At 37.8% G+C, this 14,676-nt stretch carries 16 protein-coding genes; 9 read left to right on the top strand and 7 right to left on the bottom strand.

Annotated features, from left to right (window positions below; all coding sequences use genetic code 11):
* Positions 1–506: 506 nt before the first annotated feature.
* From ACIQXP_RS24870 to ACIQXP_RS24845, 6 genes are all read left to right on the top strand, one after another.
* Positions 507–698 (top strand): hypothetical protein, encoded by a 192-nt coding sequence (locus ACIQXP_RS24870; RefSeq protein ID WP_387508631.1) that lies wholly within the window; start codon positions 507–509, stop codon positions 696–698.
* A gap of 230 nt (positions 699–928) precedes the next feature.
* On the top strand, positions 929–1,450 hold the full coding sequence (locus ACIQXP_RS24865) for a DUF2199 domain-containing protein (protein WP_387508633.1): 522 nt from the start codon (positions 929–931) through the stop codon (positions 1,448–1,450).
* Positions 1,451–1,650: 200 nt separating this feature from the next.
* Positions 1,651–2,022, top strand: coding sequence for a hypothetical protein (locus tag ACIQXP_RS24860; RefSeq protein WP_387508635.1), 372 nt, complete (start codon positions 1,651–1,653; stop codon positions 2,020–2,022).
* A gap of 11 nt (positions 2,023–2,033) precedes the next feature.
* Positions 2,034–2,420 (top strand): hypothetical protein, encoded by a 387-nt coding sequence (locus tag ACIQXP_RS24855; protein ID WP_387508639.1) that lies wholly within the window; start codon positions 2,034–2,036, stop codon positions 2,418–2,420.
* A gap of 1 nt (position 2,421) precedes the next feature.
* Positions 2,422–3,168, top strand: coding sequence for a hypothetical protein (locus tag ACIQXP_RS24850; RefSeq protein ID WP_387508641.1), 747 nt, complete (start codon positions 2,422–2,424; stop codon positions 3,166–3,168).
* 68 nt (positions 3,169–3,236) lie between these two features.
* Positions 3,237–3,614 (top strand): DEAD/DEAH box helicase family protein, encoded by a 378-nt coding sequence (locus ACIQXP_RS24845; protein ID WP_387508643.1) that lies wholly within the window; start codon positions 3,237–3,239, stop codon positions 3,612–3,614.
* A 137-nt stretch (positions 3,615–3,751) separates the two neighbouring features.
* Here the strand turns inward: ACIQXP_RS24845 and ACIQXP_RS24840 are convergent, their stop codons facing one another.
* The 4 genes from ACIQXP_RS24840 to ACIQXP_RS24825 form a co-directional block, all read right to left on the bottom strand.
* On the bottom strand, positions 3,752–4,114 hold the full coding sequence (locus ACIQXP_RS24840; protein ID WP_387508645.1) for a hypothetical protein: 363 nt from the start codon (positions 4,112–4,114) through the stop codon (positions 3,752–3,754).
* Between the two features lie 135 nt (positions 4,115–4,249).
* On the bottom strand, positions 4,250–6,703 hold the full coding sequence (locus tag ACIQXP_RS24835; protein WP_387508647.1) for a TonB-dependent receptor domain-containing protein: 2,454 nt from the start codon (positions 6,701–6,703) through the stop codon (positions 4,250–4,252).
* A gap of 142 nt (positions 6,704–6,845) precedes the next feature.
* Positions 6,846–8,588, bottom strand: a complete 1,743-nt coding sequence (locus ACIQXP_RS24830) for a PspC domain-containing protein (protein ID WP_387508649.1) — start codon at positions 8,586–8,588, stop codon at positions 6,846–6,848.
* Positions 8,589–8,602: 14 nt separating this feature from the next.
* Complete coding sequence (locus ACIQXP_RS24825) at positions 8,603–8,938, bottom strand: PadR family transcriptional regulator (RefSeq protein WP_387508651.1); 336 nt, start codon at positions 8,936–8,938, stop codon at positions 8,603–8,605.
* Between the two features lie 563 nt (positions 8,939–9,501).
* On the opposite strand from ACIQXP_RS24825, the gene ACIQXP_RS24820 reads away from it, so the two are divergent.
* Together ACIQXP_RS24820 and ACIQXP_RS24815 are read left to right on the top strand one after the other, a co-directional pair.
* A complete protein-coding gene (locus ACIQXP_RS24820) occupies positions 9,502–10,941 on the top strand; it encodes an amino acid permease (protein WP_387508653.1) in 1,440 nt (479 codons plus the stop codon).
* 221 nt (positions 10,942–11,162) lie between these two features.
* Entirely contained in the window at positions 11,163–11,327 is a 165-nt protein-coding gene (locus ACIQXP_RS24815; RefSeq protein ID WP_387508655.1) for a hypothetical protein, read from the top strand.
* Positions 11,328–11,341: 14 nt separating this feature from the next.
* Here the strand turns inward: ACIQXP_RS24815 and ACIQXP_RS24810 are convergent, their stop codons facing one another.
* From ACIQXP_RS24810 to ACIQXP_RS24800, 3 genes are all read right to left on the bottom strand, one after another.
* Positions 11,342–12,268 carry an NAD(P)/FAD-dependent oxidoreductase gene (locus ACIQXP_RS24810; protein ID WP_387508657.1) on the bottom strand — a complete coding sequence of 309 codons (927 nt, stop codon included), beginning with the start codon at positions 12,266–12,268 and terminating at the stop codon, positions 11,342–11,344.
* 38 nt (positions 12,269–12,306) lie between these two features.
* The gene (locus ACIQXP_RS24805) at positions 12,307–12,939 is read right to left on the bottom strand and encodes a class I SAM-dependent methyltransferase (RefSeq protein WP_387508659.1); all 633 of its coding nucleotides are present in this window, start codon (positions 12,937–12,939) and stop codon (positions 12,307–12,309) included.
* An 82-nt stretch (positions 12,940–13,021) separates the two neighbouring features.
* Complete coding sequence (locus tag ACIQXP_RS24800) at positions 13,022–13,933, bottom strand: UbiA prenyltransferase family protein (protein ID WP_387508661.1); 912 nt, start codon at positions 13,931–13,933, stop codon at positions 13,022–13,024.
* A gap of 114 nt (positions 13,934–14,047) precedes the next feature.
* Between ACIQXP_RS24800 and ACIQXP_RS24795 the strand changes: the two genes are divergently transcribed.
* A complete protein-coding gene (locus tag ACIQXP_RS24795) occupies positions 14,048–14,464 on the top strand; it encodes a VOC family protein (RefSeq protein WP_387508663.1) in 417 nt (138 codons plus the stop codon).
* Positions 14,465–14,676: the final 212 nt, after the last annotated feature.

The raw sequence follows: 14,676 nt of genomic DNA, 5'->3' as shown, positions 1-14,676 counted from the left end.
CCTTAGAATGTTCTCCCTGGTAAAGAGAAAGGAAAAATATGTTGAAGAATATCTAAGATCAGCTTAGAAATATTTTTTTAAAAATAAATTTGGATATATCATAAACCTAGAATACGAGCGGAGCGCAGCGAAGTCGAGAACCCGAAGGCTCAGCAAAGCTAAATCTTTTAAAGTTGCATATAAAACCCGGTTCAAAGATTTCTCCACTACGGTGGAAATGACGATATTCCTAGAAATTTCTCCATCCGATTATCAGTCATTTCGAGCGGAGCACAGCGACGGCGAGAAATCTTTTAAAGATGCATATAAAACCAATTGCAAAGATTTATCTACTGCGGTCGAAATGACGAACGGCCAGAACTTAATAGGAGATCAACTCAACTTTGTGGTTAAAAAAATGTGCCTAAACTTCTGACCCCGGTTACCCGACTCCCGACTAATTTACCCTTTCCTAAAACAATTGCCTTTTAAATAGAATTATATAAGTACACCTATAACCATTTGATATGAAAACGAAAATAATAATTTTAATAGCCGCCTTTGGCCTGGCATTGTCAGCATGTAGTGGTAAAAAAGCTGATCAGGAAAATGCCGATAGCATGTACAAATACACCGACACCAACAAGGTGATTGACAGTACAAAGACCGATTCTACAGCAGATTCGACTACCAACGCTCCAGCCGACGTTAAACATTAAAAATAATAAACAAACAACTAGCGCTCATGCAGGAAAAGTATGGGCGTTTTTTTATGACTTAATAAACCAGTCTGATGCAGTTGGATTCGCGAGCCAAAGCGTTCATTTCTAGATCAATTCTCCTATAAATTGACTCCATTAAACTGTAAAATCATTTCATAATCTATATCTACTGCTTTGTACTGTTACGCATAATGCATATCTTTCAGTCAATTTAAATTAATGTGTTAATGAGTCAGCTCTCCACTTATATATGCCATACCTGTGGTAAAATACATGATGATTGGCCCGCACTGGCTTTTAATTCACCTTTACATTATAATGAACTAAATGATCAGGATAAAGCAGCTATTGCAACTTTAAGCTCAGATTTTTGCACAATAGAGGATGGCGAAGATATTGACAGATTTATCCGCTGCACCTTATTCCAACCTATTAACGATCATTGTGAAGACCTACAATATGGTTTGTGGGTATCGTTAAGTGAAAAGAATTTCGAAGATTACAAGCAAAATTTTAACAACGAAAACTACGAAGTAAGTTATTTCGGTTGGCTATGCAACAACATACCAGGTTACCAGGACACATTGAGTATTCCTACCACAGTTTACACCCAGCGAGGCAATAATCGTCCATTAGTTATTCCACATGAGGATTTTGAGCATCAATTTGTTCAGGATTATTATGGAGGAATTACAAAACAGGAAGCTGAGAGAAGAATTAGCGAAATGATTGGTTTAATAAATGACTAAAGAAAACAAGGAAATGGGTGATCAGCATTTCAATTGCATTAACTGTTTTAACCACTCTGGCTTTACTTTTTAAAGTTTCAACTATATCGGTACCTCTAAACTGGTTATTAGTTTCTGGTTTCTACCTAAGCCTATCGCTTATATTATAGTGGTCGCAATTTCAGCCGAATAAATTCTTAAAAATTATCGGCACATTGTTTATGCTAGGCACTTTTGGAATAGGTTATCTTTCGGGCACACTTGGTATTTTGGGCGTAGGCTTTATTGTTGCAGATTTCGAATCCGATGCAGAAAAAAAATTGAGCAACGGTATTATTTATAGGGAACATTCCATCGGTAATGCCATTTCCGATCACAGGGGCACACGTGTAGAAATTTATAAAACTGTTGCGTGGTTACCTGTTTTCGAATACCAAATAATCCAAAAGGAATATTACGATGTAATTGCCTATCCAAATGAAATAAAAGTTAGCTACGAACCTAATAAACATATCATTCATCTATCTGCCCATATCGTTTCGCTAAAGAATGGAGGTAGAGAAAAATGGAGCGATAGCATAAAACTGAAATAACAAATAATAATATGAGTTGGGATATTGTAATATTTAGCTCAAAGCAAAAAATAAGGGCTGTTGAAGAAGTAGACGAAGAGTTACTTGTAGCAATAGACTTTGACATAATTCTAGAAAAGCAATTTATCAATATTATCGCTAACGAAAATCAGCGGGAAATAAAAGGTGAAGGATACGTTATAGATTATTTTGCTGATACTGAACCTGTAAGCAATAAAGTATTTAGTCTTTATGGTGAGGAAGCACTTTTTGAACTGATAAGCGTTGCAAAATTGTACGATTGGCAAATATTCGATATGGGAAATAGAAAGATGCTAGACCTTGAACATCCTGAAAAAAATGGTTATTCCAATTTCCAAAGTTATTTGCAACATGTTCTGAAAAACACAGGAAATTAACATGAGCAAAGCCAGAAAAAACCGACAACAACAGCGCAGTAAAATTACTTTCTCTAAATTAACTTTTCATAAACTCGACTGGTTAGAATACCTTACCATTGGTTTAGGATTATGGTTTATTTTTTACCCTAAACCTTATTTAATCCTTTTTACTGCCTTGTTATGTATGCCAATCATTGGCCTTTTGCTAAATGGCTTAAACGGCAGGCCAAGTATTGCCAGTTTGGTAGAAATTTATAAAGATGAAAATGGCCACGACAAATATGATGTAGCCGATTTTATCGATCTTGCAGCCTTCTCCATCCTCATCCGTGTAGCTCTCGATTATGAGTTTGAAAGCTTTTACAGCTTGATTATTCCGGGTGCTATTGCTTTTGCGATCATGCTTCTCCTTCTTTTCACCACACATAAACGCATTGCCCATACGCCCAAAAGCAAAACATGGATTTACCTCTCGCTCATCTTTAACGTTTTGATATACAGTTATGCCGGTACTTATGGAGCCAATTGTGTTTACGACAATTCCAAGCCAAGGGTTTACAGTGTAGAAGTAATTAATAAAAGAATAAAGAATGGCAGCAGAGGCAGAACGTATTATTATTTAAAAATTAATCCATGGGGCCACAATTACGATACAGAAGAAATCTCCGTTTCCAGCAACCGATACGATGAAATCCAGATTGGTCAGAGCATAAAAATTGACCTCAAAAAAGGCTTGTTTAATATTCCATGGTATTATGTAGAATAAGATGTAACAGCTATACTCCCATATCATCTAACAAACAAGAAGCGCCACATTAAAATCCGTTAAAAAAATTGACTTCCTATCCAAAAGAAATAAAATTTGTATCCAATTGGCGAAAATATCAAAAACGGATGCTCGATCATTTAGACGATTATATTGCTAACCGGCATTTACATGTTATTCCACCTCCTGGGTCAGGGAAAAAGGTTTTAGGCCTTGAAGTGGCTATCCGTTTAAATAAGCCTACCTTAATCGTCGCGCCGACCATTGCCATTCGTAACCAATGGATACAGCGTTTCTGCGATCTTTTTCTTCAGGTCGATACTGTGCCAGAATGGATTTCGAAAGATATCAGAAATCCAAAATTTATGACGGCGGTTACCTTTCAAGGGCTTCATGCAGCCTGTAATAACCTGCGTATACAAGATGAGGAAGATAAATTATATTAGTTAATATCCCTTGAGAGATCGTCATTCCCAACTTGATTGGGAATCGTAATGCAAGCGCTTTAAGATTCCCGCATGCGCGAGAATGACGACCACTTCCTTTGCGCTTATCTTAGCAATCTTTGCGGTTAAAAACGCGATTATTCCATCAACTTATTTTTAATCCCCTCTGTTAGTTTTTTCACTTTCATGTAACCTGCAGCTGTACTATTTCTTTTATCGAAATTGATCTCCAGCCAGCCTTTTTTAGCTTTAAGGTTAAATTGATCTGTGCCATTTAAATTCACTAAAAGATCGATATGCTGATCAAGTGGCAGTTCATTGTTTAAAGCACTGTCGAGGTATTTCTCCAGTTTATCTGTTTTACTTTCGGCGTAATTTGCTTCAAATTTAAAGTCAGATTGGTTGTCTATCGTGCTTACCGATAAATGTCCTTCACCACCATGGCAGCCAAAAATTAAAGCGACAACTAAAATTGCGATGCTGTAAAAGATATTTTTCATATTGAAATGGTTAATTGTTTAAATTGGTTAACTGAGGATTTGCCTCCCAAACTTCTGACCTCTGACTTTCCGGACTAAAAACTCAAGACCCTGGACTTCAGACTCACGACTCCGAACGCCCAACTCCAAACTCCCTTACCCTCCCGCTCTGTTCTTAATATCATCGGCAGCTGTTTTCCGGTTTTGGTTCGACTTTAAATTTTGGTTACCAAAGCTATAACTGACATTGAACGAAGCCCTTCTGCTAATGTAATTGTTCTGAACCCTTAAATTCACATTTTGATAATCCAATGTACCTTTCCAGTAATTGGTCTGGAAGATATCATCGACATTTAACCTAAGTTTTAAAGCTTTGTTTAAGAAACTTTTTTGTACGCCCATATTTAAGGCATTCTGATAAATAATGGTCCGTTCCAAACCACGTACCCGTGGAGAATTTAACCAGAAATTGGTTTCCAATGTCCAGTTATCAGGCAAAGTGATGGAGCTGCTGATGTTAACATTATACGATACTTTACTCAACATAAAAGGAGCTCCTTCTAAATTATCATCGTTGAATTTGTTATAAAATAAACTAAAATTGTTCTGCAGGTTCCACCATTTGGTAATAGCCAAAGGAAAATATAACCCAGCTGTATAATATTCTCCGCTGCCTATGTTGCCCTGTCCAACCGTAACAATCCTGCTGCTATCGTTTTGCGCCGTTTTACTATCCAAAATGAGGTCTTTTGTTTTTGAATAACCCAAAGAAAATGATAATCCACTTTTATAATTATAACTCACTTCGAAATTATTGGTAAACTGGGGTTTCAAATACGGATTGCCCTGTTGTATGGTGTAAGGATCCATGTAAAAATTAAATGGATTTAACTGCTGGTAATTGGGGCGATCTATCCGCCTGCCATACGAATAACGTAAATTACTGCTCTCCGAAATTTTCTGACTAACAAAAACCGTTGGGAACAACGATAAATAATGCTGTTTTGCCACAGTATTATTGGTTACCGATGTACCCGTAGATTGAGTGTACTCTGCCCTTAAACCTACCTGAACCTGCCACTTGCCCATATCCTTTGATAAATTCGCATAAGCGGCGTTTACGTTTTCCTTATAAATAAAATTATTGCTCTGTCCTACAATATTCTGCCATTCGTTATTGAGAAATGCCGACGACAGAAAATCGTTATTGGTTTTTACATAAGTACTTTTCAGGCCGGTTTCCAGTTTGGTCGTTTTTGATAATGGCCAGGTAAAATCGGTTTTTGCCGCATAAATATCAATGGCTGTTTTACTATCATTTTTAATGATGGTATTGTTGTAAATCAGCCCTTTTTCGTCGTAAAAATTGGTATTAAAATTTTCCAGTCCCGAATAATCAAAACCAGAGAAATCAGCATCGAAATTTAAACTCGCACCTTCCTTTTTAAAATCGTGTCTGATATTAAAATTTACACTATAGTTTTTGTTTGGCGTATTGGCATCAGAATACTGGATCAATGAATTGTTGCTTACTACACCAGCCTGAGTTTCGTTTATAAAGGTTTGAGAGAAATTATCCAGTTTCCGCGTACTGCTACTACCGTCAAACATCACCCCGATGGTCGTTTTTTCATTCACAAAATAATCAGCACCCAATTTTGCCGCCAGGCGCGATCCGGTATATAGTTTTTGGAAATCCTGATTAAATACACTCTGCAAACCATTTGCATTGGTACTTCGATCTAAAAGTAAATTCGAAAAATTATTATTCTTTGAAGCATTTGCATTGGTGTAAAAATTCCACTTTTCTACGCGGTGATTTAAATTGAAGTTGAACTCCGATCCGTAAATATTGGTAGGCAAATTAGCCCTTATTGCATTACGATAGGTTGATGAAACGCTTCCGTTTGTACCAAATGCCTTATTCTTTTTCAGTTTAATGTTGATAATTCCTGAATTACCCGCCGCATCGTATTTAGCTGATGGATTGGTGATAATTTCAATGGTTGCAATCTGGCTGCTGCTTAAGTTATTTAGATAAATAGTTAAATCAGCAGCTGATAAAAAATTGTTCTTTCCATCAATCATTACCGTTACACCTGATTTATTGTTCAATAAAACCCGTTCATTTTGCCTGTCTAACTGTACGCCAGGTGCCTTTTCTAAAATTTCCAGTGCCGTACCTCCTGTTGCAACAATGCTGTTCTCTACATTCAGCACCATTTTATCAATCTGATGTTCAATAAATGGCTTCCGGCCCTGAACGCTCACCTCTTTCAATTGTTTGGTTAAGCTCTCCATATTGATTGTTGGTAGATTTAAATCCCCACTAAGCGAAAAATGTCCTGTCTTTTTGCTTTTAAATCCTACAACCGAAACCGACAAAACATATTCACCGCTTTTTAACTGGTCGATGCTAAATTCACCATCGATATTGGTTGATACACTTTTTATCAGGCTGGTATCGGGATAATTCAGCACCCGTACGATGGCAAATGCAACCGGAAAGCTTTTTTCATCAACGATTTTGCCCGTAAGTTTATTTAATTTTTGGGCAAAAGAAGCCCCACACACCATCAGGCATGCAATTAGGGTAAATAATGTTTTCATGGTTTCTTCTTTTAGGCGTTATACTTTTTTCGGAGGTAAAATCAGTGTAATCAGCTTTCACAGCAACCCGATCGTCTTTCCCGCGCAGGCAGGAATCTTTATGCCAATTGCATGGAACGATTAGATTTTCGCTAGGTCGGGATTATTGTTCAGGTGCTATCCCCAACTCTCCTTTAACCTCCCTGATCCGGTTTGAAACAGAATCCTGATAAATCATATCATCAGTTTTATTCTTTTGCAACAATTCTAATTCGTATAATTCTACTTTTAGCTTTTGTTTTTTTAACGCTTCTTCCTTTAACTTGGCAACACACTTCAAACCATCATCGGTCATAATCCATATGCTAGAGTCGTTGTGGTCATTTTCGCTGTCGTTACATTCCCAGGTCCAGTAGTTATTAACGTAACGGTAAGCATCCTGCTTTAAAATTAGTTTTGTACCCACCGGGATTTCCAGATTTAACCTTACTTCCTGGTTTCTCCAAATGGTTCCCTTTCTCAATTGAAACCGCGGACTAAAAATCAGTTCAGAATCTTTTACTACATAATTGTAGCTAATGTTCTGCGCATTTTGCAACGCGCTTTGAAAGGTTTTACCCTGCGATTCATATTTCTGTGTTAAACGGGTAACACCAGTTTCGCTTTTATTAATGTCGATACGGATGTGGTTTGGCGAAACAAATGGCCCATCTTCAAAATCATCAACTACAATCTGGTGGCGGTTGTTCGCATCAATGTGGTAAGCCACGCTATCTTCTTTGCTGAAATATTTACTTTTATCGATATTGATGGTATATACCGGATAGGCTTTCAGATCGGTAGTTTGTGTTAACTCTGCATGTTGTTTAAATTCTGATGAAATCCTGGCTGCCTGATAACCCGTTACGGCCACACCTGCCAGCCAGATAATCAACAGCGCGAAAGAGAGTGTTTTATTTATGGCCTGTTTATTAAAGGCTACCCTGATCGAGAACAATACCAAAGCCAAAACCGGCACAAAACATACAATAAATGCACCAAACAAAATGATTCCTCTATTGCTTTCGTTGATAATGGAGAATGGGAAATATTCATAAACGCTTGCATCCCAAAAACCCTGAAAGGCAGCTGTTCCAATAAGAAGTGCCAATAAAAATAGTATTCCAAACACCACGATAAAACCGGCGATTACTTTGAAAATTACCTTTCCGGTACCTGAAATAAAACGGCCAAGCCATTCGAAAAACTCACCGATAAAAATGCCTAAGCGTGCAAATATAGGCTGTGCATGTTTATTTACTTCGCCTAAACGCTCTTTAACAGCCTGTAATTCTTCATCCAGGTTCTTTTGAAAACCCTGAAGGTTTGCGGGTTCGCCTTTCATCTCCATTTTTTCTACACGTGATTTTGCTTTAGGCATAATAATCCAAAGCAGGGCATATACCAATATGCCAAATCCACCAACAAAACTGATCAGCAAAGTAGCCAGCCTGATCCATTTCGGATCTGCGTTTACAAAATGTGCAATACCCGCACAAACTCCTGCTACCACGCGGTCGTCCATATCGCGGTATAGTTTTTTCTCTACATATTGGTGTTGGTAGGTATTGTTGATCACTGGTTGCTCTTCGCCTTCTTCAGCTGTATCAAAATCCTGCACCCGGCCCATTTGCGCAATCACTGAGTTTACATTGGCCGAATCTACAACCTGTTTTTTCTGCTCTTCCAGTTGCTCAGTCAACAATTCGGCAATCCTGTTTTCAATATCCGTTACAATCTCAAGGTCATCTGCATGGTTGGCAAAATAGTTTTTTACTTCGTTTAAGTAGGCTTTTAAGCGCTCGTAAGCACTTTCTTCAATGTGAATAATTGTGTTTCCTATATTGATGATGATGGTCTTTTCCATTTCCTTTTTACTAATTATGAATTGGCTCCTTTTTGTGAAATACCTACAGCATAAGCCAGCTCCTGCCAGGTTTGATCTAATTGTGATAAAATGCCCTGACCATCTTCGGTTAAGGTATAATATTTACGCGGTGGGCCTGAGGTAGATTCTACCCAGTTGTAGCTTAACAAACCGTTGTTTTTAAGCCTGGTTAATAATGGATATAAGGTACCCTCAACCACCAGCAGCTTTGCCGATCTTAACTCGGCAATAATATCCGAAGCATAAATTTCGCCCCGTGAGATGATTGATAAAACACAGTATTCCAGAATTCCCTTCCGCATTTGCGTTTGCGTATTTTCTGCTATCATATAACAAAGATATATGTTTTATATGCTACCATGCAATACATAGTACTAAAATAAATTAAATAAAATACACAAATAATTGATTATCAATGATATAATTTCAAATAAAATTTTGAGCTTTGGAAATAATTCCTTAAAAATTGAAAATTTTTACTGTATTTTAGAAAAGCAAGGTCCTGTAGTACTTCGGTTTTTGCAGCCCTGCTATCACCTATAGTCCCGATTAGATAGATCTTAAATACAAACATTTACTTAAATCGGGAGCTATTGGGTTCTATCAGGTTTAGGTGGAGAGGTTTTGTATTACTATTTTGGGTTTTGGAACAGCCTCCTGTAAATAAACCCGACAGAGCGGGTAGCCCGCAGTGAAGCAAAGCGTAACGAGGACTACAAGCGATGGCGGGACTACAGTACCTATGAAAAACAGCACGTAAATTTTCAAAAACTGCTTTTTGTTCTCTAAAGTTAGCCGGTACATAGCTGATTTTAGGTTTACAGGAATTAAACATATAAATACTATAGATTTAATATATTTTAATAATTTTGCTGTGTCTTAACTTATTTTCATGAAGAAATCTATTGCCAGCATCGTTGCCGAGGCAAACGAAAGCGGCGAAGGAACGCTTAAAAGAACCTTAGGCCCAATAAACCTGATTTTAATTGGTGTTGGACTAACACTTGGCGCCGGTTTATTTTCCATTACGGGTTTGGCAGCAGCCAATCATTCCGGCCCTGCAGTAACCCTATCATTTGTAATTGCAGCTTTAGGCTGTGGTTTTGCTGCGCTTTGTTATGCAGAATTTGCCTCCATGATCCCTGTTGCAGGCAGCGCCTATACCTATTCTTATGCCACCATGGGCGAGCTTTTCGCCTGGATTATCGGCTGGGATCTGGTACTGGAATACTCTGTAGGTTGCGCTACAGTAGCCATTAGCTGGTCGCAGTATTTAACCCGGTTTTTAGCCAGTTTACACATTTATCTTCCACCGCAGTTAACCCTATCCCCTTTCGAAACCGCTAAGCTGGCTGATGGTTCTGTTATTCATGGAATTATTAACATCCCCGCAGCATTGGTGGTGGTTTTGATGACGGCCATATTGATCCGTGGTACCAAAGGCTCGGCCATTGTAAACGGAATTATTGTTTTTCTTAAAGTGGGCGTAGTTTTGGTTTTTATCGCGTTAGGCTGGCAATATATCGATCCCGCAAATTATCACCCGTATATCCCCGAAAATACGGGAACATTTGGTCAGTTTGGATGGAGTGGTGTATTACGCGGTGCCGGACTGGTATTTTTTGTGTTTATCGGTTTTGATGCCGTAGCCGCTTCAGCACAGGAAACCAAAAACCCAGCGAGGGATTTACCGATCGGCATTATTGGTTCATTGGTGGTTTGTACGGTTTTATTCGGATTGTTCGGTCACGTCATGACAGGCCTGGCCAATTATAAAGAATTTGCCAATAGCGGTGCGCCGGTAGCCATAGCCATCGAAAAAACACCTTATGCCTGGTTAAGCCAGGCCATTATTTTAGCCATCCTGATCGGCTACACATCAGTCATCCTGATCGATTTGATGGCGCAATCGCGGATGTTCTATTCCATCAGTAAAGATGGATTATTACCAAAGATGTTTTCTGATGTGCATACAAAATTCAAAACGCCATACAAATCAAATATTATTCTTTGTTTATTTATCGGTTTATTCGCTGCATTTGTACCGATGAATGTGGTAGGCGAAATGACCAGCATCGGTACCTTACTGGCCTTTTTAATGGTTTGTGTGGGTATCCTGATTTTAAGAAAAACAAATCCTAAAGCTAAACGACCGCTCAGGGTTCCTTTAGTGCCATTAATCCCAATCTTGGGTATTTTAACCTGCATTGCCATGATGGCATTTTTGCCTTGGGAAACCTGGCTAAGGCTTGCGGTTTGGCTTGTAATCGGCTTAGCCATTTACTTTGGCTATGGTAAAAAGAACAGTAAATTAAACACTGCAGAAAAATAGGCCGAAAACCCGTAATCTAAACATTGCTATACAGATTGGGCAATCAGGATGTATTGAATATCCAACAACCTGATTGCCCTTTTTAATCATACGCCGTATTTACAACCGCATAAATATCAATTCATTAAGAAAAAATATAAGTTATCCACAATTTAACATTTTTCTATTTTTTTGGCTTGGGATTTGCCCTGATAAAATCGACCCTATTTAAACATTATCCCATGATTATTAAATTAGACACATCAGTTTTCAGACTTTCACGACATAAAGCTGAAACCGTAAAAAAAGTGGCAACACCTCTTACCAGAGACCAATGGATCACTGCTGACAGAATTGTAATGGCAGCAATGTTTATTCTCACTATTATTGGTGCCATCTTATTTTAATTTCCGATGATGGATCAAAAATCTTCAGAAATCAACTCTTTATTGATCATCACTGCAGCCATTGTTCCAGCGGCTGTAACGATCGACAACGACCTGAACAAGGTTGTGCAATCTCCTGCGGCATAAACGCCCATTGCAGTGGTTTGTTGCTGCTCATTTACTTTTATTGTTTTCAGATCTGTTAATTCAAATCCGAGCTGCGCATTGAAATTTATGTGCTGTTCTATTTCTGGTTTAACGTAAATTGCCTTGAAGGACACTTTCATCCCATTTTTAAATACAATGTTTTCGAGCTGACCGTTTTTGTGTTCCAGTTCAATAATCTCCTCTTCCAGAATGGTAATTGATTTAGATTTCAGTTTTTCGGTCTGTTCTGAATCCAATTGTGATTTACCATTGGTTAAAATGGTCAAATCCTTATTCCAAAGGTAAAGGTTTTTGGCCATCTCAAAGGCATGCTCACCATTCATTAACAAGGCTATTTTTTCATTTTTTACCTCGTAGCCATGGCAATAAGGACAGTGTATGGCAGAAATGGCCCAACATGCGGCCAATCCTTTGATATCGGGCAGCGTATCTTTTAAACCTGCGGCCAATAACAATTTGCGGCCAATGAAATTCTGTCCACTTTCTACCCCAACACTAAAACCATCTTTCATTTTTTTGGCTGAAATAGCTTTACCTTCTAAAAACCTGACAGTTGGATATTTTAGTACTTCTTCTTTTGCGACTTTAGCGATATTAGCAGGCCGATCGCCATCGTGGGTTAAAAAATTATGTGAATGCGGCGTCTGTCGGTTACAAGGTTTACCAGAATCGATTATTAAAACGTTGCGGGTTGAACGGCCCAAAGTTAATGCAGCAGATAAACCAGCATAGCTACCTCCAATTATAATTACATCAAAATCCATATCCTTATCTTTTGATACAAAGATCAGCATTCAAATTTCAAATGCAACATAGATGCATTAATTAAATGTCATTTTATTTTTTTATAAATAAGTGCCTTGATAAAATCACGATAGTAAAAGCGCTGTTCCAAAATTTGATAACCTTTATTCAAAAAATAAGGATTCATGTCCATGAGTTGATTGGCTTCTACAATTCCAAGTAACTTAAAAAAGCTGTACATCGATTTAAGCAGCAACCATTTCCACCAGGTCCCATTATTTTTGTTAAGCGAAAAATCGACCAAAAACCACAAACCATCTTTTTTCAAATATTCATTTAGCTGATCAAATACTTTTGCGGCACGTTGCTCTGCGAAATTATCGAAAAGGAATGGAGTTAAAATTACATCAAATACGATATTAGCCCTAAAATCCTCAATGCCCAGATGCACAAACTCAACCTGGTTATTTTTGCAGTTCCGTTTTTGAGAAAGCGCAATCATTTTAGCCGAGATCTCTACATACACAATCTTTAAGCCACTGGGATATATCTTGGCAATTTCTTCTAAAATCCATCCTGTTCCACCACCCACAATTAAAACCGCGCTGTTTTCCGGGATATGTTGAAGCTGATTAACCTGCGCATTTACCTGCGATTTAAAAAACACCAATCGGCTTAAGGTATCGTAATGGTTGGCTATTTTATCGTAGTTGTTATTCACAGTATCAAGTAATGAGAGTCAATATCAAGATAAATTTTTGGAATGTAAATACACTTTAGTCTTTCAGCTTTAACCTTTCATCTTACTGAACAACCTGCATTCCTATTATTCCGCATATCGCCTTAAATAAAATCAAACCATCAATTACCATCAGATAATAAAGAATATTTTTTCTTTTGTGCATGGAATAAGCAATATAAATCGTCAATATAAATGGCAGCACATTGAATAATACCTGCGGTATTCCGAAGCCTTTGTAACAGGCAAATACCCCCAGTGAGATTAAACCGATAATCAAAAGCGGAATCAAAATATTAAAAATGGTTCTTCGTAAACCATAACGTACCACGAAAGTGCGCAGGTGTTTATTCGCATCTGTAGGATAATCTTTAATATCAAAAATAATCGCATTTACCGTACAAAACATCCAGTTTTTAACAAACAGCCAGGTCCACAATACCGAATCGTGATAACCTACCCCTGTTTCGATTTTAAGCATAATTAAAGGCAACACATTGGCACAACAGGCCCAAACAAAGCCGATAACAAAAGCTTTAAACCATCCGGTATTGCGAAGATTAAAATTAATGAACGATTTGGGGAGTAAGCCATAGTATAAACCACCTGCGATAATAATGATGACTATGGCTAACCAATAACTAAGCGGGAGCGCCAGGATATGCTGAAAGTTTTGATATAGCAGGTTAATGGCCAGCAGCATGCAACTGATAAAAAGTACAGCCTGACTCCAGGTGATAAAAGTTTTATGTTTAAAATACCACCGATTACGCAGATTGGTAGTAGATGGCACTGCAGAAACTTTATTGTAAGCGTAGGTATAGTAAATAGTAGGTGCAAGAAACAACAACAGGTAATAATTGAGGGAGTTAAAAGGCAACCTCAATTGAAGGGTGGCCTCAAGCGTAAGTGCTACTGCCAGAATTCCTACAAAATAATTTCCAAAAAAAATAAACCTGATTATTTTGCCGAGCATTTACCGTTGTTTTTCGTAGGGCAATTTCGGATATATTATTGAATAAGGTAAATAATAAAGTTGATTTTCTGCTATCTTAGGGATTAACCAACAAAAATCATCAATCAAAATAATATGGAAGATTCAAAAAACTCAACGTCAACTAATGATACCGCCCCAAAAGTGACAGGGATTGGCGGTATTTTCTTTTTTTCAGACAATCCAAAGGAAACTAAAGATTGGTATGCCAAAAATTTAGGCGTCGAAATCAATGCATGGGGTGCTGTGAGCTTTGATTCACGGAACATAGATAACCCCGACGAAGTGGAGTCACTTCAATGGAGCCCATTTAAAAAAGGTGATGAATATTTTTCTCCTTCGAAAAAGGAATTCATGATTAATTACCGTGTACAAAATCTCGAAGCACTATTGGAAAAACTAAAAGAAAATGGTGTAACGATACTCGATGAAATGGCCACCTATGATTATGGAAAATTTATCCATATTATGGATGCAGAAGGCAATAAGATTGAGTTATGGGAGCCTAAATAATTTTTTGTCATTCTGAGCGCAGCGAAGTTTTTTTAAGAAAGAAACAAGCGTTGTTTAAAATGTTTTGAATTAATCTAGTCCCTTTAGATATGCTTTAAGTCAAGAATAACCTTTACTGATCGAGTAGGAAGATAGGGATTATTTCCCTATCTGTCCTCTCACACCACCGTACGTACCGATCGGTATACGGCGGTTTGCCAGAATAACTTCGT

Origin of the sequence: Pedobacter suwonensis (assembly GCF_044762335.1) — a bacterium.
Taxonomy (GTDB): domain Bacteria; phylum Bacteroidota; class Bacteroidia; order Sphingobacteriales; family Sphingobacteriaceae; genus Pedobacter.
The sequence above is the reverse complement of the archived record's forward strand: the minus strand, read 5'-3'. Positions and strand labels throughout refer to the sequence as shown.

What these genes read in the sequence shown, in the direction of transcription:
- ACIQXP_RS24870 (WP_387508631.1), top strand. Translation starts at nt 507, where the DNA reads ATGAAAACGAAAATAATAATTTTAATAGCCGCCTTTGGCCTGGCATTG.
- ACIQXP_RS24865 (WP_387508633.1), top strand. Translation starts at nt 929, where the DNA reads ATGAGTCAGCTCTCCACTTATATATGCCATACCTGTGGTAAAATACAT.
- ACIQXP_RS24860 (WP_387508635.1), top strand. Translation starts at nt 1,651, where the DNA reads ATGCTAGGCACTTTTGGAATAGGTTATCTTTCGGGCACACTTGGTATT.
- ACIQXP_RS24855 (WP_387508639.1), top strand. Translation starts at nt 2,034, where the DNA reads ATGAGTTGGGATATTGTAATATTTAGCTCAAAGCAAAAAATAAGGGCT.
- ACIQXP_RS24850 (WP_387508641.1), top strand. Translation starts at nt 2,422, where the DNA reads ATGAGCAAAGCCAGAAAAAACCGACAACAACAGCGCAGTAAAATTACT.
- ACIQXP_RS24840 (WP_387508645.1), bottom strand. Translation starts at nt 4,114, where the DNA reads ATGAAAAATATCTTTTACAGCATCGCAATTTTAGTTGTCGCTTTAATT.
- ACIQXP_RS24835 (WP_387508647.1), bottom strand. Translation starts at nt 6,703, where the DNA reads ATGAAAACATTATTTACCCTAATTGCATGCCTGATGGTGTGTGGGGCT.
- ACIQXP_RS24830 (WP_387508649.1), bottom strand. Translation starts at nt 8,588, where the DNA reads ATGGAAAAGACCATCATCATCAATATAGGAAACACAATTATTCACATT.
- ACIQXP_RS24825 (WP_387508651.1), bottom strand. Translation starts at nt 8,938, where the DNA reads ATGATAGCAGAAAATACGCAAACGCAAATGCGGAAGGGAATTCTGGAA.
- ACIQXP_RS24820 (WP_387508653.1), top strand. Translation starts at nt 9,502, where the DNA reads ATGAAGAAATCTATTGCCAGCATCGTTGCCGAGGCAAACGAAAGCGGC.
- ACIQXP_RS24815 (WP_387508655.1), top strand. Translation starts at nt 11,163, where the DNA reads ATGATTATTAAATTAGACACATCAGTTTTCAGACTTTCACGACATAAA.
- ACIQXP_RS24810 (WP_387508657.1), bottom strand. Translation starts at nt 12,268, where the DNA reads ATGCTGATCTTTGTATCAAAAGATAAGGATATGGATTTTGATGTAATT.
- ACIQXP_RS24800 (WP_387508661.1), bottom strand. Translation starts at nt 13,933, where the DNA reads ATGCTCGGCAAAATAATCAGGTTTATTTTTTTTGGAAATTATTTTGTA.
- ACIQXP_RS24795 (WP_387508663.1), top strand. Translation starts at nt 14,048, where the DNA reads ATGGAAGATTCAAAAAACTCAACGTCAACTAATGATACCGCCCCAAAA.